At 59.8% G+C, this 21719-nt stretch carries 21 protein-coding genes and 2 pseudogenes; 15 read left to right on the top strand and 8 right to left on the bottom strand.

The genetic code is table 11. The features are described 5' to 3' along the window. Positions 1-38: 38 nt before the first annotated feature. Genes gcvH through IPM12_06620 form a run of 3 tightly spaced genes read left to right on the top strand, consistent with a single transcriptional unit; the run spans position 39 to position 1524 of the window. Positions 39-419, top strand: coding sequence for a glycine cleavage system protein GcvH (gene gcvH / locus IPM12_06610; GenBank protein ID MBK9147476.1), 381 nt, complete (start codon positions 39-41; stop codon positions 417-419). 5 nt (positions 420-424) lie between these two features. Continuing rightward, on the top strand, positions 425-808 hold the full coding sequence (vanZ, locus tag IPM12_06615; GenBank protein MBK9147477.1) for a VanZ family protein: 384 nt from the start codon (positions 425-427) through the stop codon (positions 806-808). 50 nt (positions 809-858) lie between these two features. Further along, positions 859-1524, top strand: coding sequence for an energy transducer TonB (locus tag IPM12_06620; GenBank protein ID MBK9147478.1), 666 nt, complete (start codon positions 859-861; stop codon positions 1522-1524). Positions 1525-1590: 66 nt separating this feature from the next. Here IPM12_06620 and cysN read toward each other — a convergent pair whose 3' ends face one another. The 3 genes from cysN to cysC are packed head-to-tail and all read right to left on the bottom strand — an operon-like array spanning position 1591 to position 4413. Next, complete coding sequence (cysN, locus tag IPM12_06625; protein MBK9147479.1) at positions 1591-2865, bottom strand: sulfate adenylyltransferase subunit CysN; 1275 nt, start codon at positions 2863-2865, stop codon at positions 1591-1593. Between the two features lie 31 nt (positions 2866-2896). Further along, positions 2897-3802 (bottom strand): sulfate adenylyltransferase subunit CysD, encoded by a 906-nt coding sequence (cysD, locus tag IPM12_06630; GenBank protein ID MBK9147480.1) that lies wholly within the window; start codon positions 3800-3802, stop codon positions 2897-2899. A 5-nt stretch (positions 3803-3807) separates the two neighbouring features. After that, positions 3808-4413, bottom strand: a complete 606-nt coding sequence (cysC, locus tag IPM12_06635; GenBank protein ID MBK9147481.1) for an adenylyl-sulfate kinase — start codon at positions 4411-4413, stop codon at positions 3808-3810. 75 nt (positions 4414-4488) lie between these two features. Here cysC and deoC point away from each other — a divergent pair, with 75 nt between their 5' ends. From deoC to IPM12_06675, 8 genes and pseudogenes are all read left to right on the top strand, one after another. Continuing rightward, complete coding sequence (gene deoC / locus IPM12_06640; protein ID MBK9147482.1) at positions 4489-5412, top strand: deoxyribose-phosphate aldolase; 924 nt, start codon at positions 4489-4491, stop codon at positions 5410-5412. A 95-nt stretch (positions 5413-5507) separates the two neighbouring features. After that, a complete protein-coding gene (locus tag IPM12_06645; protein ID MBK9147483.1) occupies positions 5508-6725 on the top strand; it encodes a T9SS type A sorting domain-containing protein in 1218 nt (405 codons plus the stop codon). 41 nt (positions 6726-6766) lie between these two features. Next, positions 6767-7252 carry a DinB family protein gene (locus IPM12_06650; GenBank protein MBK9147484.1) on the top strand — a complete coding sequence of 162 codons (486 nt, stop codon included), beginning with the start codon at positions 6767-6769 and terminating at the stop codon, positions 7250-7252. Positions 7253-7336: 84 nt separating this feature from the next. Beyond that, positions 7337-7798 carry a cupin domain-containing protein gene (locus IPM12_06655; protein ID MBK9147485.1) on the top strand — a complete coding sequence of 154 codons (462 nt, stop codon included), beginning with the start codon at positions 7337-7339 and terminating at the stop codon, positions 7796-7798. 368 nt (positions 7799-8166) lie between these two features. Then, a complete protein-coding gene (locus IPM12_06660; protein MBK9147486.1) occupies positions 8167-9891 on the top strand; it encodes a hypothetical protein in 1725 nt (574 codons plus the stop codon). Between the two features lie 79 nt (positions 9892-9970). Beyond that, positions 9971-11430, top strand: a pseudogene (locus IPM12_06665) (aldehyde dehydrogenase family protein). Between the two features lie 194 nt (positions 11431-11624). Beyond that, positions 11625-12056, top strand: a complete 432-nt coding sequence (locus IPM12_06670) for a hypothetical protein (GenBank protein MBK9147487.1) — start codon at positions 11625-11627, stop codon at positions 12054-12056. Between the two features lie 21 nt (positions 12057-12077). After that, positions 12078-12746 (top strand): AbiV family abortive infection protein, encoded by a 669-nt coding sequence (locus IPM12_06675; GenBank protein MBK9147488.1) that lies wholly within the window; start codon positions 12078-12080, stop codon positions 12744-12746. Positions 12747-12808: 62 nt separating this feature from the next. Here the strand turns inward: IPM12_06675 and IPM12_06680 are convergent, their stop codons facing one another. Further along, positions 12809-14377, bottom strand: coding sequence for a hypothetical protein (locus tag IPM12_06680; protein MBK9147489.1), 1569 nt, complete (start codon positions 14375-14377; stop codon positions 12809-12811). 62 nt (positions 14378-14439) lie between these two features. Here IPM12_06680 and IPM12_06685 point away from each other — a divergent pair. Both IPM12_06685 and IPM12_06690 read left to right on the top strand, forming a co-directional pair. Then, positions 14440-14535 (top strand): annotated as a pseudogene (locus IPM12_06685) (dihydrofolate reductase). A gap of 23 nt (positions 14536-14558) precedes the next feature. Then, the gene (locus IPM12_06690; GenBank protein ID MBK9147490.1) at positions 14559-15074 is read left to right on the top strand and encodes a hypothetical protein; all 516 of its coding nucleotides are present in this window, start codon (positions 14559-14561) and stop codon (positions 15072-15074) included. Between the two features lie 830 nt (positions 15075-15904). On the opposite strand, the gene IPM12_06695 is transcribed toward IPM12_06690, so the two are convergent. Then, on the bottom strand, positions 15905-18814 hold the full coding sequence (locus tag IPM12_06695) for a hypothetical protein (protein MBK9147491.1): 2910 nt from the start codon (positions 18812-18814) through the stop codon (positions 15905-15907). A gap of 88 nt (positions 18815-18902) precedes the next feature. Here IPM12_06695 and IPM12_06700 point away from each other — a divergent pair, with 88 nt between their 5' ends. Next, a complete protein-coding gene (locus tag IPM12_06700) occupies positions 18903-19145 on the top strand; it encodes an addiction module protein (GenBank protein ID MBK9147492.1) in 243 nt (80 codons plus the stop codon). A 220-nt stretch (positions 19146-19365) separates the two neighbouring features. Here the strand turns inward: IPM12_06700 and IPM12_06705 are convergent, their stop codons facing one another. The 3 genes from IPM12_06705 to IPM12_06715 are packed head-to-tail and all read right to left on the bottom strand — an operon-like array spanning position 19366 to position 20182. Then, a complete protein-coding gene (locus IPM12_06705) occupies positions 19366-19605 on the bottom strand; it encodes a type II toxin-antitoxin system HicA family toxin (GenBank protein ID MBK9147493.1) in 240 nt (79 codons plus the stop codon). After that, a complete protein-coding gene (locus IPM12_06710) occupies positions 19602-19808 on the bottom strand; it encodes a 2-oxoisovalerate dehydrogenase (protein MBK9147494.1) in 207 nt (68 codons plus the stop codon). Before IPM12_06710 ends, IPM12_06705 begins: the two co-directional genes overlap by 4 nt. Positions 19809-19825: 17 nt before the next feature. Further along, on the bottom strand, positions 19826-20182 hold the full coding sequence (locus IPM12_06715; GenBank protein ID MBK9147495.1) for a VOC family protein: 357 nt from the start codon (positions 20180-20182) through the stop codon (positions 19826-19828). A 229-nt stretch (positions 20183-20411) separates the two neighbouring features. On the opposite strand from IPM12_06715, the gene IPM12_06720 reads away from it, so the two are divergent. After that, on the top strand, positions 20412-21716 hold the full coding sequence (locus tag IPM12_06720; GenBank protein MBK9147496.1) for an aminopeptidase P family protein: 1305 nt from the start codon (positions 20412-20414) through the stop codon (positions 21714-21716). Positions 21717-21719: the final 3 nt, after the last annotated feature.

Consider the following 21719-nt stretch of genomic DNA (forward strand, 5'->3'; position numbering starts at 1 on the left):
GCAACAACACCCAACCCACAACCTTCAACCAGCGCCCAATGAACATCCCCTCAGACCTCAAGTACACCAAGGACCACGAATGGCTCCGCATCGAGGGCGGCAGCGCCGTGGTGGGCATCACGGATTTCGCGCAGGGTGAGCTCGGCGACATCGTGTTCGTTGACATCAACTCCGTTGGCCAGGCGCTCGAGCGCGAGGCCGTGTTCGGCACGGTGGAGGCCGTGAAGACCGTGAGCGACCTCTTCATGCCCGTGAGCGGCACCGTTGAGGAAGTGAACCCCGGCTTGGCCGACGATCCCGCCAGCGTGAACAAGGACCCTTATGGCGCTGGCTGGATGGTGCGCTTGACGCTGAGCGATCCATCGCAAGCCAACGACCTGCTGAGCGCCGAACAGTACCGCGCGCTGGTGGGGGCCTGAGCAGGATGATGCGCACGTGGGGCTGGCCCTTGCTCTGGGCCCTGCTCATCCTCCTGCTCTGCCTGATGCCCGGGGCGGCGCTGCCCGCTTGGCATTGGGCCGATCTCTTCAGCATCGATAAACTCGTGCACGCCGGCCTATTCGCGGTGCTGGTCCTGCTGGTCCTGCGCGCCCTGCCCGACCCCACCCTGAAGGCCGCAGCGATGGCGGCTATGGCTTGCGTGGCCTATGGCGGCGCGCTGGAACTGATGCAGCAATTCCCGGCGCTAGGGCGGCGAGGCGACTGGAACGACTTCTTGGCCAATGGCATCGGCGTGGGACTCGGATGGGCATGGCAACGGCGTCTCTGGGCCAAGCGCCGGGCCCGGATCACCGGGTCGAATGCCTAGTTTTGAACCGCTGCCCGGATCGCGGGTACAGAACCGAAACACAATTCACCATGCAAGCGCGCAAGAACCCCGATGCCGACCTCGAGCGGCGCAAGACCAGCTTCTGGGCCATCGGCCTGCTCACCGCACTGGCCTTCACCCTGGTGGCCTTCGAATGGACCGCCTTCGATCGGACGCAGGAAGGCCTGGGCGCCTTGGAACTGGATCTCATTGAAGAAGAGGTGATCCCACCGAGTGCCACGCCGCCCCCACCGCCCCCGCCCCCGCCTGCACCCACCCAGGTGATCGAGATTGTTGAGGATGATGTGGAAGTGGAGGAGACCGAGGTGGTTGAGATGGAAGTGACCGAGAACACCCAGGTGGAAGCGCCGGTGCAGCGGGAGGAGGAAGTGGTGGAAGAGCAGATCTTCACCATCGTGGAGGAGATGCCCACCTTCCCTGGCGGCGAGGTGGAGATGCGCAAGTACCTGGGCAAATCGATCAAGTATCCCCAGATGGCGCAGGATGCCGGCATCAGCGGCACCGTGTTCCTCACCTTCGAGGTTGACAAGGACGGCAAGATCAAGGACGTGAAAGTGCTCCGTGGCATCGGCGGCGGATGCGACGAGGAGGCCATGCGCGTGGTGAAGGCCATGCCGCAATGGTCGCCCGGCAAGCAGCGCGGCAAGGCGGTGCGCGTGCAGTTCAACCTGCCCGTGAAGTTCACGCTTCGCTGATCATACTTGAGCTGAATGAAGAAGGCCCCGGAATCCCGGGGCCTTCCTCATTCCTGTGCGGAACGATCATACGATCATCCCGGCGGCCACGGTCTCATTGGTGCCCTCATCGATCAGGATGATGCTGCCGGTGTAGCGGTTGCGCGCGTACTTGTCGAAGTGCAGCGGCACCGTGGTGCGCAGATGCACGCGCCCGATGTCGTTCATGCCGATGGTCTGGTCGCCATCGGCCTTGTGCAGGGTGCTGATGTCCATCTTGTACTTCACCTCCTTCACCATCGCGCGGCAATCGCGGCTGGTGTGCTTGAGCGCGTATTTGCCGCCGGGCTGCAAGGGACGCTCGTTGAACCAGCAGAGCATCACATCGATGTCCTGGCTGGTTTCCGGGGCGTTGTTGGGACTTACGATCATGTCGCCTCGGCTGATGTCGATCTCATCGGCCAGGGTAATCACCACGCTTTGCGGTGCGAAGGCTTCCTCCACTTCGCGTTCGCCGAGGTTGAGGCTCCTGATGGTGCTCTGGAAGCCGCTGGGCAGCACCTGTACCGCATCGCCCTTGCGAAAGATGCCGCCCTGCACCCGGCCCGCGAAGCCGCGGAAGTCATGGTGCTCATCGGTCATCGGGCGCACCACGTACTGCACCGGGAAGCGGCGATCGATGTGGTTGAGATCGCCGGCGATGTGGATGTTCTCCAGCAGGTACATCAGCGTGGGGCCCTGGTACCAGCTCATCCGATCGCTGCGGTCCACCACATTGTCCCCTTTCAGCGCACTGATGGGGATGTATCGGATGTCGCGCACCTCCAGCTTGCTGCTGAAGTCCTCCAATTCCTTCTGGATGCGCGTGAAGGTGGCCTCGTCGTAGTCCACGAGGTCCATCTTGTTGATGCAGAACACCACGTGCGGTATGCCGAGCAAGGATGCGATGAACGAATGGCGGCAGGTCTGCTCCAGGATGCCCTTGCGCGCGTCCACGAGGATGATCGCCAGGTTCGCCGTGCTGGCGCCTGTGACCATGTTACGCGTGTACTGGATGTGGCCCGGTGTATCAGCGATGATGAACTTCCGCTTCGGCGTGGCGAAGTAGCGGTAGGCCACATCAATCGTGATGCCTTGCTCACGTTCCGCACGAAGTCCATCCGTCAGCAGCGACAGGTCGACCTCTCCGGTTCCCCGCTTGGAACTGGCCTTTTCCATCGCCTCCATCTGATCGTCGAAGATGGCCTTGCTGTCATAAAGCAAACGACCGATGAGCGTGCTCTTGCCGTCGTCGACGCTTCCAGCGGTCGTGAACCGCAGCAGGTCCATATCCAAGTAACCGTGCGTGCTATTGTCTTTCATTTTCTCATCGTCTGAGCTCCTGATCCCGGGATCAGAAATAGCCTTCTTTCTTCCGATCTTCCATCGCCGCCTCGCTCCGCTTGTCATCCATCCGCGAGCCGCGCTCCGTCACGCGCGACGACGCCACTTCCTCGATGATCTCCTCGAGCGTTGACGCCGGTGAATCCACTGCACCGGTGCAGCTCATATCACCGATGGTGCGGAAACGCACGCGCATCTGCCGGGGCTTCTCCTCCGGCTTCAAGCGCATGAAGGAACTGTTCGCGTAGATCACGCCGTCGCGATCGAAGACTTCGCGCACATGGCTGAAGTAGATGCTGGGGATGGGGATGTTCTCCAGCAGGATGTACTGCCACACATCCATCTCCGTCCAGTTGCTGATGGGGAAGGCCCGGAAGTGCTCGCCCGGTCGCTTCTTGCCGTTGTAGAGGTTCCAGAGCTCCGGTCGCTGGTTCTTGGGGTCCCATTGGCCGAATTCATCACGGTGACTGAACACACGCTCCTTGGCCCGGGCTTTCTCCTCATCGCGCCGGCCGCCGCCGATGGCGCAGTCGATCTTGTGTTTCTCAATGGTATCGAGAAGCGTCACCGTCTGCAGTTTGTTGCGGCTGGCATAGAAGCCGGTTTCCTCCTGCACTTTCCCTTGGTCGATGCTCTCCTGCACGCTCCCCACGATCAGCTTGGCTCCATGCTCCTTCACCAGGTTATCCCGGAAGGTCATGGTCTCCTCGAAGTTGTGGCCGGTGTCCACGTGCACGAGCGGGAAGGGGACCTTCGCCGGGAAGAAGGCCTTGCGCGCGAGGTGGAAGCACACGATGCTGTCCTTGCCGCCACTGAAGAGCAGGGCGGGGTTCTCGAACTGAGCAGCTACTTCACGCAGGATGTGCATGCTCTCGCTCTCGAGCTCTTTCAGGTGCGTCAGTCGGTACGAATGCATGGGCATCAATTCCGCGAGATACGCGGCAGGATAAAGTTCAAGAGTTCAGTGGCGCTCGCTTCTTCGCTGCGATCGGCGGTGGCGATGCGAATGGCCGGGGCAGGGGGCGCCTCGAATGGCGCGCTGATGCCCGTGAAGTCCTTCACCACGCCAGCGCGCGCTTTTGCATAAAGGCCCTTGACGTCGCGCGCTTCGCAAACCTCCAGCGGCGTATCGATGAAGGCTTCGACGAAATCCCCTTCGCCGATGATCGCCTTTGCCTGTTCACGGATCGCGACCGTCGGCGAGACGAAGCAGCAGATCACGACCACCCCTTGCTGCACGAAGAGCTTGGCCACCTCCGCGATGCGGCGGATATTCTCCGTGCGGTCCGCATCGGAGAAGCCGAGGTTGCTGTTGATGCCCGTGCGCACGTTGTCGCCATCGAGCACCACGCAGAAGCGACCCCGCTCATGAAGCTCACGCTCCAAGGCGATGGCAATGGTGCTCTTCCCGCTGCCGCTGAGTCCGGTCATCCACACCACCAGCCCGCGCTGGCCCAACAAGGCCTCCTTGTCCCTGCGTTGGAGCAGGCGGTCGTGCACGGGATGAATGTGCGTGGGCGAAGGCATTCCGATTCGGGTCGCGAAAGTAGCGCTTCCGCTGCGGCTGGCAGGGGCTGCGCACCGTGCTCCTATCTTGGCGCCATGGCCCCGAAAACCTTCGCCGCACGAGGTTCACGCGTTCCGCTTTCAGCGCCCGCAATCGACCAGGTGGGCATCGAGGAGCGGGTGGCCCGCATCAAGGCGCGGAGCATCAAGAAGGAGACGAAAGTCCAGGGCATGAAGCTCGCCCTGAGCATGATCGACCTTACCACCCTGGAAGGAGCCGACACCCCAAGCAAAGTGAAGCAGCTATGCTACAAGGGCATGCACCTGCACGACAGCCTCCCCGGTCTGCCCTCGGTCGCAGCGATCTGCGTTTACCCTTCGATGGTCAAGGTGGCGAAGAGGGCCTTGGGCGACAGCGGCGTGAAGGTCGCCAGTGTGAGCACCGCCTTCCCCAGCGGACAGGCGCCCCGGAATGTGAAGATCGCCGACACCAAGTTCGCCGTGAACGAAGGCGCCGACGAGATCGACATGGTCATCAGCCGGGGCCGTTTCCACAGCGGCGATTACGAGTTCGTCTTCGAGGAGATCGCTGCGGTGAAGGAGGCCTGCGGCGAAGCCCGATTGAAGGTGATCCTTGAGACGGGCGAGCTAGGCACCTACGACAAGGTGCGCCTGGCCAGTGATATCGCCATCGCGGCGGGCGCTGATTTCATCAAGACCAGTACGGGCAAGATCAACCCGGCCGCCACCATGGAGGTGACCTTGGTGATGCTGCACGCCATCCGCGATCACTATCTGAATACCGGGCAGATGATCGCCATGAAGCCTGCCGGCGGCATCCGTACGAGCAAGCAAGCACTCCATTACCTGATGATGGTGAAGGAGGAGCTCGGCCCCGAATGGCTCGATCCCCACTGGTTCCGCTTCGGCGCCAGCAGCCTGGCCAACGACATCCTGATGCAATTGCAAAAGGAGGCCGATGGTCACTACCAGAGCGCGGATTATTTCAGCAACGATTAAGCCGGCACTAGAGGCCAGCTGTTCATATCGCGCGGCCTCTTCGATGTAGCGGTCGATATCAATCGATACGTTCGCTCTCCACCAAGCCCGACATCATGAGAATCAGCTCCGCCCTCATCGCGCTTTCCTTCACTGCCACCGTCGCCGCCCAATGGTCGCAAGTGAACAATGGCATCTCCAACCTGGCCAATGGCGCTTATACCCTTGGCACCTCCGACAGCCACGTCTTCGCCAAGACCCTGACGGAGCTGTATCGCAGCGCCGACAACGGTGACAACTGGGTGGAGATCGATCCACCGGTTGCGGATAATACCACCGAGTGCGGCGCCTTCTTCAACGGCCGTTACTACGCCGGCATGAACGCCTCCACGGACTGCATCTATTGGACGAACGACAACGGTGACACCTGGAACACGGTGGTCGGGGCGCCCACCACCACCGTGGTCCGTGGTTTCGTGGCCAACGGCACGCACCTGTTCGCCTACACCTCCACCGGTGGCATCTTCCGGTCGCCCCTGCCGGGTGACGCCTGGACCACCGTGAACACCGGTCTGGCCAACACCAATGTCATCGGCATGCTGCTGGTGGGCAACGACCTCTACGCCAGCACGATCGGCGGTGGTGTGTTCATCAGCACGGATGGCGGTTCCAGCTGGAGCGCCAGCAACACCGGCATCGCCATGAGCGACCTCAACGGGGAGAACCTGTGGGTGATGGGCGGCGCCCTCTTCTACACCGCACAGGGTGGCGGCAAGTACACGAGCACCGATGGCGGGGCCTCGTGGAGCACCTGGGCGGGCCTGCCGCACTTCGGGCTGGGCCTGTTGGAGGTGAAGCGCTTCGGCAACAACCTGTACATGGAGACCCGCCACTTCGCCGGCGGCCTCCGCGACAGCCTCTACCTGAGCGCGGACGAGGGCGCCAGCTGGACCAACATCACCGGCAACCTGAACGCCGCCGACCTCAATGGAAGCGGCATCCTCGAGAACGATGGTTGCGTGCTCGTTGGCTACAACCTGAGCTCTCCGGGCCAGGGCATCTACCGGCGTTGCATCGGCACTGGCGTGCAGGAGCTTTCCGTGCAAGCAGTGAACGTGTTCCCGAACCCAGGCGAGGGCTTGATCACCGTGACGGTTCCGCAGCATGCCGTAGGCGCGCCCTTCTATCTGGCGGACATCGCTGGTGCCGAAATACTGCGCGGGACGATTAGCGGCGCGCAGGTGGGACTCGATCTTTCGGCGTTGGCCGCGGGCACCTACGTGTTGCGGGTGGAAGGCGGGGAGGTGGCCCCGGTGCGCGTGGTGAAGCGCTGATCCGCTCACTGGCCTGTGGCGCGTGATCCTACCTTGGCGGTATGATCACCTCCGATGTTTTCGTGAAGATGGCGCTTGACGCCTGGAACAGCGAGCTCAAGCACACCAACGCGCTTTTGGATAAGCTCTCTGACGGGCAGCTGGTTCGCGAGGTCGCGCCCGGACGCAACCGCGGCATTTACCTGCTCGGCCACCTCACCGCCGTGCACGACCAGATGCTTCCCTTACTGCGGTTCCAAGAGAAGATCCATCCGGACCTGTACGGACCCTTTCACGATGAGCCGGACCGCGCCGTCGCCGACCTACCATCGATCTCGCAGCTCCGTGCTCAGTGGAAGGAGGTGAACGACACCTTGATGGCGCACATGAACAAGCTTTCGCCTGGGGAATGGTTCACGCGCCACGCGAACATCTCCGAGGCCGACTTCCCGAAGGAACCCCACCGCAACCGCTTGAACGTGCTGATCAGTCGCACGAACCACCTGGCGTATCACCGGGGGCAGTTGGTCCTGCTCGTGCTGAAGTAGGGTGAGGTCGCCAAGACCCGCACGCCGTACCCCACAGGTGCGATCGGTCTTTGGGCGTCGACTAAATTTCCCGAAACAATCGCTATGGCTACCGGACCCGGCCCCTACCATTGGTTCCTCAATACCCTTGTCCGCGTGCATGTCTCGTGCGATGAAGGCACGGACCGCATCTCCTACATCGAGCATCACGTTGGCCAAGGCGAATCGCCGCCCCTGCACATACACGAGCGCGAGGACGAGATCTTCCATTTGCTCGCGGGCAAGTTCACGTTCCGGCAAGGTGATGCGGAAGTGAAAGCAAAGTCTGGTGACGTGGTCTTCATCCCCAAGGGCACACCGCACACCTTCCGTTGCGATTCCGCCACCGGACACTTCTTCAGCATCACCACCGGTCGCGACTTCGAACTTTTCCTGCGTGCGATGTGGCGTCCGGCGGAACGCGCCGAGTTGCCCACGCCTGCTGCGCCTACGCCCGCTCAGATAGATGGCTTGGTGAAGGTTGCGGAGGACCATCACATGCCCGTGGTCGGTCCGCCGCTCACCTGATCTGTACGCTTCTGCGACCCGCGACCTACGCTCCATGGCATAGCAGACCATCTCCTGGCCCCTTGCCCCAGCCCGCGAAAGCAAGGACCACTTCACCCTGAAGTCCCAATTCGAGCTCTATCGGCGGCAAGTAGGTGAAGCCAAGTGCGGCATCCGTTCGACAGGCTCAGGGGAGCCCTGCTTCGATACCATCAACCTCGCCAACGAGCAGAAGATCGCACGCATTAGGGCGTGAATGCTCTGGTGACGATATGGTCGACGGAGCCTCAGCGACCGGGTCATCGGGGAGGAGCCCGGGCCGGTGTAACCAATGTTCTATTGCGCCGCATTGCGGACCTGGGTTGGTTTGCGGAACAAATCCATCTGCCATGCAGCGCTTCTTCACCCTTTCGATCGTGGCCGCCACCGCTTCTCTGAACGCATTCGGACAAACCCCCGAGCCCGCACAGATCTTCGGCACCAACGGCTGTGCCGATATCGCCTTCCCCATCACCACGGCAGCGGCCTTCAAGAGCCACGCACTGCAAGCCGACGGCAAGCTCGTGCTGGCTGGTTGGGGCGGTGATGGCTTCCCGTACTACGCCCTCATGGCGCGGATCGACACGGCGTGCGGCGAGCTCGATCCCACCTTCGGGCAGAACGGCGTGCAAGCGCACCACTTCGAGCAGCGAACCATCTGCAGCAGCGTCGCGGTGCAGGCCGATGGGAAGATCATTGGCGGTGGTCTGATCGCGGCCAGCAACGCGGGCTCAGGCCAATTCCCCGGTGTGTGGCGCTACAACGCGGATGGCTCCGTGGACAGCACCTTCAACGGGACCGGCTACAACAACACCGGCTTCTCCACGGGCTCGGCCACCGGCAAGGTGGAGGAGGTCTTCATCGATGCGAACGGACGCATCCTCGCCGCCATCATCGGGAACGCACAGTTGGGTGTGTTCCGCTTCACCACCGACGGCATATTGGATACCAGCTACTCTGCGGATGGCCGCGCGGAAATGCCCGTGGGCTATACCCCGTTCAACGATGACCTCGGAGCGGTGATGGACCCTGATGGATCGGTGACCATCGCAGGGCTGGTGGGTACCAGCGCATTCGACCCCTACTTCATGGGTCTGGTGCGCTTCCTTCCCAATGGCGACCCCGATCCCGCCTTCGGCACCAACGGTCTTGCGTTGCACCCCACCGTATCCGCCAGCCACCTCGGTGGCCCGGATGGCTTCAAGGATTGGAGCATGGTGCGGCGTCCGGGTGGAGGATTCCTTGTTGGCTATGGCGCGCACGATGGCGATACACGTCCGAGCATTGCTGCGTTCAACGACGATGGCTCCATCGATCTCACATTCGGCACCAATGGCATCTTCCAGGTCACAGGAAGCAATCCGGTCGGCAGCGGACTTTGGATGGATACCGATGGAAGCGCGTTGCTCTTTCACCGGCTCAGCAACATCACCAATGGACCTGGCGCCATCTTGCGGTTGACGCCCGGTGGACAACCCGACGCGAGCTTCGGTTCCAACGGCGTGCTCCAGTCACCGTTCAGCACCCGTAGCATCGCACACGGATTCCGGCTCAGTGGAGGAGACATCATCGCCTATGGCGCGAACAACAACAACGGCAATGGCTCTGTGGTCCGCTTCAGCCTGGATGTGGAAGCGAATGCCTTGCCCGTGATCTCCTTCGACTTTCCGGACCTCACCGTGAGCGGTGGCGGCACCATCCAATGGTTCCTCGATGGATCGCCGATCAGTGGCGCCACTGCCAGCACGCACACGCCCACGCAGAACGGCACCTACACGGTGGACATGAACTCCTTCGGTTGCGTGAACACCTCGCCGCCGTTCCAATTTCTGAGCACGGGCATCGCCGATGCGCGGGAAGCAGGCATCAGCTTCCGGCAGGACCTGGCTGCTGGTGCGCTCTTCATCCAGAGCAATGCGGCCGCGACCGATTGGTTGCTCGTGGATGCGAGCGGCCGCGCATTGCGCAATGGTGTGTTGCGCGCAGGTGCGAACGAAGTTCCCACCGCCGACCTCCGCAGCGGGGTGTACCTGCTGCGTTGCGGCGGACAGGTGCATCGGTTCGTGATGCCGTGATCATACGCCAATCCATCAGCGCGCCCGTCCATGAGTGGATGGGCGCGCTTGCTACGAGCGACCACTAACTTCGCTCGCGATGGCAACCAAGAAGAAGACAATTGATTGGCCCCTGGCCCCTGCCCCCGAGTCCAAGGACCACATCACCCTGCGCCCGGAGTACGACCTCTTCATCGGCGGCAAGTGGACCGCCCCCAAGTCGGGCAAGTACTTCGACACCATCAACCCCGCCAACGAGCAGAAGCTCGCGCGCATCGCCGAGGCCAACCAAGCCGATGTGGACGCCGCCGTGAAAGCCGCGCGCAAGGCCTACGACAATGTGTGGAGCAAGATGCCCGCCGCCGAACGCGCCAAGCACATCTACCGCATCGCGCGGCTGCTGCAGGAGAAAGCACGCGAGTTCGCCGTGGTCGAAAGCATGGACGGCGGCAAGGCCATCCGTGAAAGTCGCGACGTGGACGTGCCGCTCGCCGCCGCGCACTTCTTCTACTACGCCGGTTGGGCCGACAAGCTCGGCTATGCGTTCCCGGGTAAAACACCGAGCGTGCGCTCGGCGTCGCCGGGCAGATCATCCCGTGGAACTTCCCGCTGCTCATGGCCGCGTGGAAGATCGCGCCCGCGCTGGCCTGCGGCAACACCGTGGTGCTGAAACCCGCCGAGACCACACCGCTCACATCGTTGCTGCTCGCCGAGCTCATCCAGGAAGCCGAACTCCCCGATGGCGTCGTGAACATCATCACCGGTGCAGGTGCCACGGGCGCGGCGCTCGTCAACCATCCGGGCATCGACAAGATCGCTTTCACCGGCAGCACCGGCGTGGGCAAGCTCATCCAGAAGAGCATCGCCGGCACCGGCAAAAAGGCTACGCTCGAACTCGGTGGCAAGGCGGCCAACATCATCTTCGCCGATGCCACCATCGACCAGGCCGTCGAAGGCATCATCAACGGCATCTACTTCAACCAAGGCCACGTGTGCTGCGCCGGCAGCCGCCTCTTCGTGGAGGAAGGCGTGCACGACGAGGTCATCCGCAAGCTCAAGCACCGCATGCGCTCGCTCGTCGTGGGCGATCCGCTGGACAAGAACACCGACATCGGCGCCATCAACAGCAAGGAACAGCTCGGCACCATCAACAAATACCTCAAGGTGGGCGTGGCCGACGGCGCGGAGATGTACCAGCCCGCGTGCGAGCTGCCCAGCAAAGGCTTCTGGTGCCGCCCCACGCTCTTCCTCAACGTGGCGCAGAGCGCGAGGATCGCGCAGGAGGAGATTTTCGGTCCCGTGCTGGCCGTGCAGACCTTCCGCACCGTGGACGAGGTGATCCAGAAAGCCAACAACACGCCCTACGGCCTCAGCGCCGGCGTGTGGACGGACAAGGGCAGCAAGATCTTCAACCTCACGAGCAAATTGCGCGCGGGCGTCATCTGGGCCAACACCTATAACAAGTTCGATCCCACCTCACCCTTCGGCGGCTACAAGGAAAGCGGGTATGGACGGGAAGGCGGCTTGCACGGGTTGAGCGCGTACTTGAATTTGAATTGAGTGATGCCGAACGCTGTCACATCGAGCGGAGTCGAGATGTGGGCGTTCCGGCTCGAAGATTCGCCGTCGGGCCATTCGCTTCAAGTCCTCGCCGAAGCGGCTCCGGGCTTTCCGCTGCTGTCCCTAACGCGAAATGCAATGCCCTGCTTCATCAGAAGATAATCTTGGTACAGCATGTGACATATCGCAATTGGGTGTTCATCGTCGACGCAAACGACGTGATGGAGAGGTTTGTGAAAATGGCCAAAGGTGGTCCCGAGCTTTGTGGCTGTGCTGACTGTCGAAACTTCATTGCGAACCGTGAGAACGTTTATCCACCTGAGGTGCGAAAGTTGTTCGATGAACTCGGTATCGACTATCGAAAGGAAACAGAGGTGTTATGGCTAGGCCGTTTGGAGAATGGTCTGCATCAATACGGTGGCAAGTTCCATTTTCCGGGACGGGTGGAATTCAAGGGACAGCTTCATGCGGACGAAGCAATTGTGAGTGAACGATTCGCGATGAAGTGCGAACAGCTCAGTGGTAGGCCGGGCCCGAATCGAGAGAAGCTGACTTGGACGATTCAGATCGATTTCGAAGCGGAGTGTGAATGGCTGCTGCGGGATGTAGAAGAGCCTAAAGACTGAGAATCCCTGCCACTAAGGCTGATGAAAGGAGCACAGTACTCCCAAAAGCTATCTCCAAGGAAGGCAGCAGAAGGAATGGCTGCTGCAACGGAGAACGCCATCTCCCTGCTTTCCGACGCCCACTTGCTATTCGACAATGAGCGGTATGAGCGATCTGTAGCCCTCGCGATTCTTGCGATCGAAGAAGCGGGCAAGGTGAGTATCCTACGACAGATTCTGGTTCAAGACGACCCCAAAGAGCTCAATCGTTCGTGGAAGGACTATCGAAGCCACACAAGCAAGAACGTGCAATGGCAACTGCCCGCACTTGTCGCTGAAGGAGCAAGACAGCTTGAGGAGTTTCGCGGACTATTCGATCGGAATAGCAGTCACGGGGCACAACTTGATCGTCTCAAGCAAGCCGCATTCTACACAGATGCTGTTGGTCCTTGTGATTGGATTACTCCGAAACAGGCCATTACGAAGGAACTTGCGGAGGCCATCATGCTGATTGCGAAAGTGCTGGTTCGCACGGACAAGTCGATGTGTACCGAGCCTGCGCTCGAACTCTGGCTGAAGCATATGAAGCCTGTTCAAGGAAGGGATATGCTCACGATGAAGCAGGCACTGATTAACTGCTATCAAGAAGCGGAGGACTTGGGAATTCTACCTAAGGGCAAGACGAAGGATATGATCGGCTTTGTCCTATGAGCATCAGCCCCCACCATGCCCCGCCTCATCGTCCACGGTTTCACCCTCTCGCTCGAAAGACCTTAGCTCAGGAATACCTGAACGGCATCGAGTGTTCTTCGCTGTGCATAGGTGAGCTGCGTCAAAACCGCTCGAACGTTATTCAAGATTACTCGGGCCCTTTCGACCTCTTGGGGGGGTGCTTCCGTGAACAACCGACGGGCATAAGCCACCCAGGCATTCAAGTTGGTCCAAGCTTGGTCGGCGACCTTTGGAGATGCATCCAAGCAAGCCTTGAGGGTATGAGGAAGTGATCCCCAGCCCCCGAAGTTGTTCAGCAAGGACAGGCCAGCCAAACGATGCATGACTTGTTCAGATGCCAGCAAGGTCAGCGCTTTATCGACCACAGCCTGATCATGGCGTTCGAGGAGGATGCCTTCAGCCTTTGCGCGGATCCGCTTGTTCCGATCCACGATCATCAACATCGCGTGTTCGTACGCTTGGTCCGGTGCGAGGCTATCCAGCGCCATGAGCGCAGCTTGTCGTACAGTTGGGTCCGAATGTGTTGTGTAGGGAACGACATCGGTCACGTATTCGCTTCCCTTCACATCGCGTAGCCCCAGGAGGCAGCCAACCACCCTAATGCCACGCTTGAGATGCTCACGGTAATGTTCCACGAGTGCATCACGGGACAGGGCGAGCCGCTTAGCCGCCATGTCGCGAACATCGAATGACGGGTCGGTCAGGCCAAGGGTGAGCACGGCCGGTGTCGCGCGGTCACGGCGGATGAGTTCCTTGAGTGCGCTGGTTCGCACGCTGGGGAATGGGTCATTCAGAGCACCTTCCAGCAACCCCGTCGACCAGTCCTCGGCGAGTGTGACCACATGTCGGATCGTGGCAAGGCGGATAAGGAAGCTGCGATCATAGAGAAATGTGCGCAGCATCGCTTCACCACAAGCGTGCTCGGCGAGCAAGTAGCGAATGACCCTGAACCGCGATGCATCGCCAAGGGCTTGCACGTCGATCAGCAATTGGGCAGGCTCCACTTCGTGGACAAGCCATCGCATCACCTCTTGATACACCGAGACCAGATCGACGCGCTTTACCTGCAACAGGGACTCGATGTCGTGGATGGAACCCAAGAACCCCTTGCGGAACTCTGTTGCTTTGTACCTCGCCAGCACCTTCGTGGCCTGCGCGCGCACTTGCGGCACCCAATCCCCAGCCCTGCGCAAGATGAAGGGGATGTACCGCCAGTCGGTCGAAACCGACATCTGTTCCAGCGCTGCCTGACGCACGTAGCCATTGCCGTTGATGCTCGCAATGCTCACTAGCGTTACGGCCTCATCAAGGGGTCTCGTGACTTGCCAGAAAGCAGGGTCCGTTGTCTGAAGCGGCATTCCGCTCATGCGTTCCTCTACTTCCCTCACGCCTTTCAGTTCCTTGAATCGTGATATGATGACAGCGGCTGCGATCTCTTGCACGTAGGGCTCATCATCACGTGTAGCCGAGATGATGATGCCATCCAAGTACCTATCCGAGTGACTGGCCAATTCCGAGATGCACCTGATCTTTTCCGGATATGACACGCGGAACGTGAACAAGCCTGTGGGCTTGCTTTGAATGGTCTTGATGCAGTTCTGCACGTCCATCTTTCAAAGAAAAGATCTACGGCTGAACGAAAGCACTCAACTTTGATTTCCAACATTCCCCCATGCCCCGCCTCATCGTCCACGGCTTCACCATCTCGCTCGACGGCTACGGCGCCGGCCCGCACCAATCGCTGGAGGCTCCGCTCGGCATCGGTGGTGTGAGCGTCTAACTTTCCATCGCATGAATGCACTTGTCACCATCGTAGCTTTTGGCTCCTGCACGTTGACCCATGCGCAGATCGACAGCGCGTACATCGTTGCAGTGGACCGCCGTGTTCAAGAAATCAACGCGGGGAAGGACTATGAGGTAAGGGCACTCGAGAACGAGGAGTTTCTGGAACAGATGACGGACGGCGGAGGGCATTTGACCGGACTTATGAGAAATGGAGCGTTAGTCAAGATCGTCGAGTGGATCGGGCTCTCGAGTTGTGTCAACATCACAGAGTACTACTTCGAGAATTCGCAGCTCGTCCTCGTCTCATCTCAAGGCTTGGAGTTCGCATATGTGGACAGCACGGCTTCATTTGATCTGGACGTTCAGGATGTTACCATGGAAGCTCGGTTCTATTTTCATGAGAACAACTTGGTCAAGGCCGTCCTGGAGGGTTCAACGCGATGCGGAGGTGATCCAACAAGGGAGTGGGCCTCCGTGTATCAAACCGAGGCAGTGCGCCTCAAGGATTTGTTGATGCGATAACAAGAACGCCCACCATGCCCCGCCTAATCGTCCACGTTTTCACCATCTCGCTCGGCGGCTGGTCAGATCGTTCAACTCTTGGCGCACAACTTTCAGGTGATAGATCGATCGACATCTTGGTCCTCTCATGGCGAGATGTCGGTTGTATGCGCCGATCGCGTGTTTGGTCTTCTTAAGGGCCCTGTAGCAATGGGCAGAGCGGTACCAAGAGTCGGCTACCAGGCCGCGAGCCCAAGCCAAACCCTCACCGCAAGCGCCGTATGCGATGCGATCGACGCCGCGCTTGACCAAGCGCTGATAGATGGCGAGCGCCTCGACGGTCCTTCCGAGCATGGCAAGGGTGCCAGCATGGTCCCAGAGGACAAGAGGACATGTTGGTGCTAGTTGCAGGGCCTTTGTAGTAAGCTCCAGGGCCTTGGTGTATTGTCGCTGTTCGTGGTACGTAAGGGACAGTCGGGCGATCAACCAATGGTTGTCCGGATCTTCTCGCAGTTGCGCTGAGATGAGCTTACGGGCACCAGCCCAGTTCTCTCGAGCGATCTCACGTTCGATCCTTGCGCCAGCGGATACACCCTGATTCGCCATGTCGCCAAGTTATCATCAAGAACGACCATGACTGCGAACGCGTAACCGTACTCGAGGCTCCAACTTAGATCCACGACAGTTCCCCCATGCCCCGCCTCATCGTTCACGGTTTCACCATCTCGCTCCAGGGGCCAAAGGGTAAATAGCCGCCAACCGCATAGGATCCTCTTCATTACGAGCAGCCTGGCCAACGACATCCCGATGCAGCTACAGAAGGATGCCGACTGCCAAGACCAGAGCGCGGATTACTCCTCGTTGAATTGAGGGCCCTCAGTCCGAGCGCGATGTAATTGCATGTGGATAGAGAATCGCACGGAATCGACACGACTCGCCAGCGTGTCAACACCCAGGGTGATCAGCTCCTTCAGTTCATTCTGGGGCAACGCCGAACAGCATCGCCGCACACTTACGAACCGCAGGGAATCGCATTCGAACAAGGGCGTAAGCGAACGGATTCCTTTGGTGCCATCTAATTTCAGCACCTTGAGACGATTAAGACCAGTTGCATCGAACAAGTTGATCAACTGTTCGCAGCGGCTGAGATTGAGTGTTTGCAATGCGCTCAGACTTTGTAGGCCGTCCACGTTGGTCAGACTATCGCAGCGGCTGAGATCGAGTGTTCGCAAAGCGCCCAGCCCCCGAAGGCCGTCCACGTTGGTCAGACCATCGCAGTCCGTGAGATCAAGTGTTTGCAAAGCGCCCAGCCCTTGGAGGCTGTCCACGTTGGTCAGACTATCGCAGCGGCTGAGATCGAGTGTTCGCAAAGCGCCCAGCCCTTGGAGGCCGTCCACGTTGGTCAAACTCTTGCAGGATCCGAGATCGAGTGTTTCCAAAGCGCCCAGCCCTTGGAGGCCGTCCACGTTGGTCAAACTCTTGCAGTATCCGAGATCGAGTGTTTGCAATGCGCCCAGCCCTTGGAGGCCGTCCGCATTGGTCAGGCTATCGCAACCACTGAGATCAAGTGTTTGCAAAGCGCCCAGCCCTTGGAGGCCGTCCACGTTGGTCAAACTCTTGCAGTCACCGAGATCGAGTGTTTGCAATGCGCCCAGCCCTTGGAGGCCGTCCACATTGGTCAGTCTCCAGCATTCCCTGAGATTAAGTGTTTGCAAAGCGCCCAGCCCTTGGAGGCCGTCCACATTGGTCAGTCTCCTGCATTCCCTGAGATTAAGTGTTTGCAAAGCGCCCAGCCCTTGGAGGCCGTCCACATTGGTCAGTCTAACGCAGCCACTGAGATCGAGTGTTTGCAATGCGCCCAGCCCCTGGAGTCCGTCCACGTTGGACAGCGTCCTGCATTCACTGAGATCGAGTGTTTGCAAAGCGCCCAGCCCTTGGAGGCTGTCCACGTTGGACAGACTCAAGCAGAATCTGAGGTGGAGTGTTTGCAAAGCGCCGAGCCCTTGGATGCCGTCCACGTTGGTTAGCATCCAGCAGCTACTGAGATCGAGTGTTTGCAATGCGCCCAGCCCCTGGAGTCCGTCCACGTTGGTTAAGCTGTCGCATTTGCTGAGATCAACTCTAGTCGGTTCAAGTGTTCGAAAGAACGGGGATAACTGAACAAGCCTTGCTGAAGTGATGAACGTGCCGATGGTAGAATCCACCATCGTCGTGTCACCCACCTTCTTCATATGGCTTTCGCGATCCACGGTAATTGTCCGGGTCGAGGCATTCCACGTCAGGCCAGCTGCTTCCAATTCGGCTTTAGCCCGCTCTTCCGCACTGGGTATGGACGATACGATGAGCGCACCGGCTAAGACCATCGTTGCTGGAGCAAGCCATGGCCTGACGACGCGCCAGACTGTTCGGTACACCCCGGAAACTACTTTTTCGATCAAGCTGGCGATGAAGTCATGGGCGATCTGCCATGTCCTTCTCCCGATCTGTGGCTCCTGCTCGTTCAGGCAGCGCATCAACCCTAGGGAACCCATATGGATCAAATGGTTCTCCAGGGTGGTTATGGGAACGTCGCAACGCTTGGCGAGAGTGGCCATGTCCCAGGCCTTGGCGGTGCGGGTGTCGCTCAGCATGGCTTTGCAGATGCGGGCCCGTTCCAGCTTCACTTCGTCTCCGAGTCCATCCAACACATAAGCGCGCAACAGGTCCTTTTCGCGCTTCCAATCAGTGGGGTGTGTTGCCATGCGCTGGAGCACGATGCCCAGGATGTTCGCCACGATGGGCTTCATCACCTTGTTGGAGCCCTCCTGGCGCGCGGCTTCCTTCAACACCAGTTCCATGCGTTCCTCCGGTATCTCCAATCCGGGGCAACTTTTAATGAACTGCTGCGCTAAATCAAAAGGCAATGGGACCACTTCCATCCAGTTCCTGCCCTCGATCCGCATGGGCAGTTCGAGCCGGTCGATCAACTGTTGGTGATCGCTTCGATAGCATAAGAGAATGGCGGTTTGCTTCGGTGGCATCCGCAACAGCTCATGTAGTAGGTGCTTCAGCGCGTCCTGCCGCTTCCTAGCTGCCAGTGCGGCCACCTTCTTGGCCTCATCGGCGATGAGGAAGAACTCCTCGAACTGGTCAATGATGATCAGGTGCTTCTCGCCCCCCGGCTGGGCAGCTTCTCTTGTGTGAATGGCATTGGCCAGGGCGTCGGCCATGTTTTCTTGCGCTCCCACTTCAACGCCGAGTGCTTCAGCCATTTGTTTGAGCGGGTCATCATGGCTTCTTATGAGCATGATCCTCACTCCATACTCCTTAAGCCATGGCATTAGAACAGCACGGATCACAGAGGATTTACCGGACCCCGATTCTCCGGTCAGGCTAAGTACCGGGCTGGCCGGTTCCTTCGCCCAGTCAACGAAGCGCTCGTACCTATCCGCGAACAGGGCAGCATCCTTTTCCCCGCGTGGGGCGGTGGTGAAGTAATCCAAGTGGCTCGGACCTGACAATTTCTTCGGGCGCATTCGCTCCAGACGCGCCCGTCGTTTAGGCAGGTAGTTGCCATAGACGAAGAAGATAGCGGTCAAAGGGACCAGCCCAAGGAAGACCACTTGTAGTGTCAATTCCTTATCTACAAGCTTTTCTATGGCATACTTGAAGTAAAGGAGAGCGAAGAGAAGGCCAGCAAGGTTCTTGATATTGTCCGCAGCCCAAGCGAACAACTTGGAAGCAGAATTGACCTCGGAAGGATGTTCATTGTTCGCAGCCATACGGGTTTAATGCGGCATGAATGTACCAATGGATCTATTACAGTGCATAGCTGAGTTACGTCCTAACTTCGTCACACAAGCCGCCGTCATGTCTACCGAGTCCCTCAAGCTCCAACTGATCGAGCGCCTGCTGCGCACGACCGATGAAGGCCTGCTGAAGAAAGTGGCCGACCTCTTCCGTGCTGCGAAGAGCGAGGACGACGACCTCACCGACGAGCATTACAACATCGTGAAGGAGCGCGAGGCAGCGTACAAGCGCGGGGAGGGCAAAAGCTACACCTGGGATGAAGTGAGAGCGATGGTTCGATCAGGTAAGGGAGGGGAGGCTTGATAAAGAAGTAGCGGAACCCCCATGCCCCGCCTCATCGCCTGCCTGCCGCAGGCAGGTCCACAGCTACACCATCTCGCTCGACGGCTACGGCGCAGGTCCGCACCAATCGCTGGAGGCTCCGATGGGCCTCGGTACCGAGAACCTGCACACCTGGATGCTCCGCACCCGGTACTTCCAGCGAACACACTTCAGCAAGGACGAGGGCGATGTTCAGATGCACTCAGAACAACAAGGCAAGCAGTTCCTCTCGCGTTAGCTGATGATGCGCCGCGACATCACCCAGGATCCCTGCCAACGTGCCGACCTTGATCGGCCGATGGTCTGGAATAGTGATGTGATGCGTGCCCTTGAGGGAGGTGGTCAAGCGGATGTGACTGCCGCTCTGCCTTGTCACTTCGTATCCCAGCTTGCCCAGCGACTTGATCAGTTCCTTGCCCGTGAGGTCGCGCGGGACCCTCATGCAGCGATCACGATCTCCTTCACCATGTGCAGGCGGATCACCTTGGGCATCTGATCGGCCTCGAAGTGTGTAGCTACAGCATCCTTCACATTGGCCTTAAGTTGTTCAAGGTCATCGCCATCGGTGAAGATGGAGTGATCCAAAGCACGGGCCTCAAAGCCACCTTCTGGCGACTCGTCAACGATGAAGATGATCTCCTTCATGCCACCAATTTAAGTGTTCAGCCTTTCGGCTCCCACAATTCGATCTTGTTCCCCTCGGGATCATACACCCACGCGAAGCGGCCGTAATCCTCGTCCTGTCGCTTGGGGTCGATGCGCACGCCGTCGGCCTCGAGCTTCTTCAGCAGGCCATCCATGTCCTGCACGCGCAGGTTCAGCATGAAGGGTTGCTTGGCGTCGAAGTAATCGCTGTCGCGCTTGAATGGCGAGAACACCGTGGGGCCGGCATCCTGTTGCCAGATCCAGCCGTTCGCCTCGTCGTTGATGCCGAAGTGATCATTGTACCACTTGGCCAACGCCTTGTGGTCGTCCGCGCGGAAGAAGAATCCGCCGATGCCGGAGACGTGTCGGGACATGAGTGAGAATGGATGGCCCAATGTAGGCTGCGTCGCACGGAGGCAGATGCCGCTTGCCGCTTTGCCTTCGCTGCTCACATGGGTGAACGAGCACATCCGGTTGCCTGGCCTGGGCGAGGGCGCCTGCATCGGCTCGTGCGCCATAGGAACCGCCATGAACGAGCGCACCATTCTACCTTGGGCGCGAAAGGCTTCTAGGAACCCGATCACCGATCAACAGCGCTGCACCATGCGATACGCCCCCCTCTCAGCCGCCACCTACCGCGAGCACCGCGCCCGTTTCCGCCAAGCGATGGAGAAGGGTGGCCTCGCCATCTTCCACAGCAACGACATCATGCCCACGAGCGCCGATGGCACGATGCCGTTCAAGCAGGCCAGCGACATCTTCTACCTCACAGGCATCGATCAGGAGGAGACCATCCTGCTGCTCTTCCCTGATGCGGCGGACCCGAAGGACCGCGAGATCCTCTTCGTGCGCGAGACCAGCGAGCTGATCGCGATCTGGGAGGGCGCCAAGTTCTCGCAGAAGGAAGCGAGCGAGCTGGGCGGAATCGCCACCGTGCTCTGGACCAGCAGCTACGAAGCGACGATCAAGCGGCTGGTGCCGCAATGCGAGCACCTGTACCTGAACAGCAATGAGCATTTGCGGCAGGGGAACGAGGTGGAAACCCGCGAGGACCGCAAGAATGCGGAGCTGCGCGCGCGGTTCCCGCTGCACGGACTGAAGCGCAGCGCGCCGATCATGCACCGCATCCGCAGCCGGAAGACGAAGGAGGAGGTGGCGCAGATCCAGCGCGCGATCGCGATCACGGGCAAGGCCTTCGAGCGCGTGTGCGGCTTCGTGAAGCCCGGCGTGAAGGAGTACGAGATCGAAGCGGAGATCACGCACGAGTTCCTGCGGAACGGCTCGCGCGGGCATGCCTACACGCCCATCATCGCCAGCGGCTACAACGCCTGCGTGCTGCACTACATCACCAACGACCAGGTGTGCAACGACGGCGATGTGATCCTGATGGACTTCGGCTGCGAGTACGGCGGCTACGCGAGCGACCTGACGCGGTGCATCCCCGTGAACGGCCGCTTCACCAAGCGCCAGCGTGATGTGTATAACGCCGTGCTGCGCGTGAAGAATGAGGCCACGCAGTTGCTGCGCCCTGGCACCCTCCTCGCCGACTACCACAAGGAAGTGGGACGGATCATGGAGAGCGAGCTGATCGGCCTGGGCCTCTTGAGCAAAGACGAGGTGGCGAAGCAGGATCCGGAAAAGCCCCTCTACAAGAAGTACTTCATGCACGGCACCAGCCACTTCCTGGGCCTCGATGTGCACGACGTGGGCCTGTGGAACGAGATGATCCAGCCGGACATGGTCTTCACCGTGGAGCCGGGCATCTACATCCGCGAGGAGAAGCTGGGCATCCGCCTGGAGAACAATATCCTCGTTACGCGCGACAACCCGATCGATCTGTTCGCCGACATCCCTGTGGAGGCAGAGGCGGTGGAGGAGCTGATGAGCCGGAAGAAGGTCGTGGCCTAGGTC

The sequence above is a fragment of the Flavobacteriales bacterium genome (assembly GCA_016716605.1).
Taxonomy (GTDB): Bacteria; Bacteroidota; Bacteroidia; order Flavobacteriales_F; family PHOS-HE28; genus PHOS-HE28.

Excerpts from the sequence above, each read along its gene's own strand:
- deoC (MBK9147482.1), top strand. The coding sequence starts at position 4,489 with ATGGCCCCGAAAACCTTCGCCGCACGAGGTTCACGCGTTCCGCTTTCA.
- IPM12_06675 (MBK9147488.1), top strand. The coding sequence starts at position 12,078 with ATGAAAGGAGCACAGTACTCCCAAAAGCTATCTCCAAGGAAGGCAGCA.
- IPM12_06680 (MBK9147489.1), bottom strand. The coding sequence starts at position 14,377 with ATGGACGTGCAGAACTGCATCAAGACCATTCAAAGCAAGCCCACAGGC.
- IPM12_06715 (MBK9147495.1), bottom strand. The coding sequence starts at position 20,182 with ATGTCCCGACACGTCTCCGGCATCGGCGGATTCTTCTTCCGCGCGGAC.
- IPM12_06700 (MBK9147492.1), top strand. The coding sequence starts at position 18,903 with ATGTCTACCGAGTCCCTCAAGCTCCAACTGATCGAGCGCCTGCTGCGC.
- IPM12_06690 (MBK9147490.1), top strand. The coding sequence starts at position 14,559 with ATGAATGCACTTGTCACCATCGTAGCTTTTGGCTCCTGCACGTTGACC.
- IPM12_06710 (MBK9147494.1), bottom strand. The coding sequence starts at position 19,808 with ATGAAGGAGATCATCTTCATCGTTGACGAGTCGCCAGAAGGTGGCTTT.
- IPM12_06695 (MBK9147491.1), bottom strand. The coding sequence starts at position 18,814 with ATGGCTGCGAACAATGAACATCCTTCCGAGGTCAATTCTGCTTCCAAG.
- IPM12_06720 (MBK9147496.1), top strand. The coding sequence starts at position 20,412 with ATGCGATACGCCCCCCTCTCAGCCGCCACCTACCGCGAGCACCGCGCC.
- vanZ (MBK9147477.1), top strand. The coding sequence starts at position 425 with ATGATGCGCACGTGGGGCTGGCCCTTGCTCTGGGCCCTGCTCATCCTC.
- IPM12_06650 (MBK9147484.1), top strand. The coding sequence starts at position 6,767 with ATGATCACCTCCGATGTTTTCGTGAAGATGGCGCTTGACGCCTGGAAC.
- cysD (MBK9147480.1), bottom strand. The coding sequence starts at position 3,802 with ATGCATTCGTACCGACTGACGCACCTGAAAGAGCTCGAGAGCGAGAGC.
- cysC (MBK9147481.1), bottom strand. The coding sequence starts at position 4,413 with ATGCCTTCGCCCACGCACATTCATCCCGTGCACGACCGCCTGCTCCAA.
- IPM12_06645 (MBK9147483.1), top strand. The coding sequence starts at position 5,508 with ATGAGAATCAGCTCCGCCCTCATCGCGCTTTCCTTCACTGCCACCGTC.
- IPM12_06705 (MBK9147493.1), bottom strand. The coding sequence starts at position 19,605 with ATGAGGGTCCCGCGCGACCTCACGGGCAAGGAACTGATCAAGTCGCTG.
- cysN (MBK9147479.1), bottom strand. The coding sequence starts at position 2,865 with ATGAAAGACAATAGCACGCACGGTTACTTGGATATGGACCTGCTGCGG.
- IPM12_06655 (MBK9147485.1), top strand. The coding sequence starts at position 7,337 with ATGGCTACCGGACCCGGCCCCTACCATTGGTTCCTCAATACCCTTGTC.
- IPM12_06660 (MBK9147486.1), top strand. The coding sequence starts at position 8,167 with ATGCAGCGCTTCTTCACCCTTTCGATCGTGGCCGCCACCGCTTCTCTG.
- IPM12_06620 (MBK9147478.1), top strand. The coding sequence starts at position 859 with ATGCAAGCGCGCAAGAACCCCGATGCCGACCTCGAGCGGCGCAAGACC.
- gcvH (MBK9147476.1), top strand. The coding sequence starts at position 39 with ATGAACATCCCCTCAGACCTCAAGTACACCAAGGACCACGAATGGCTC.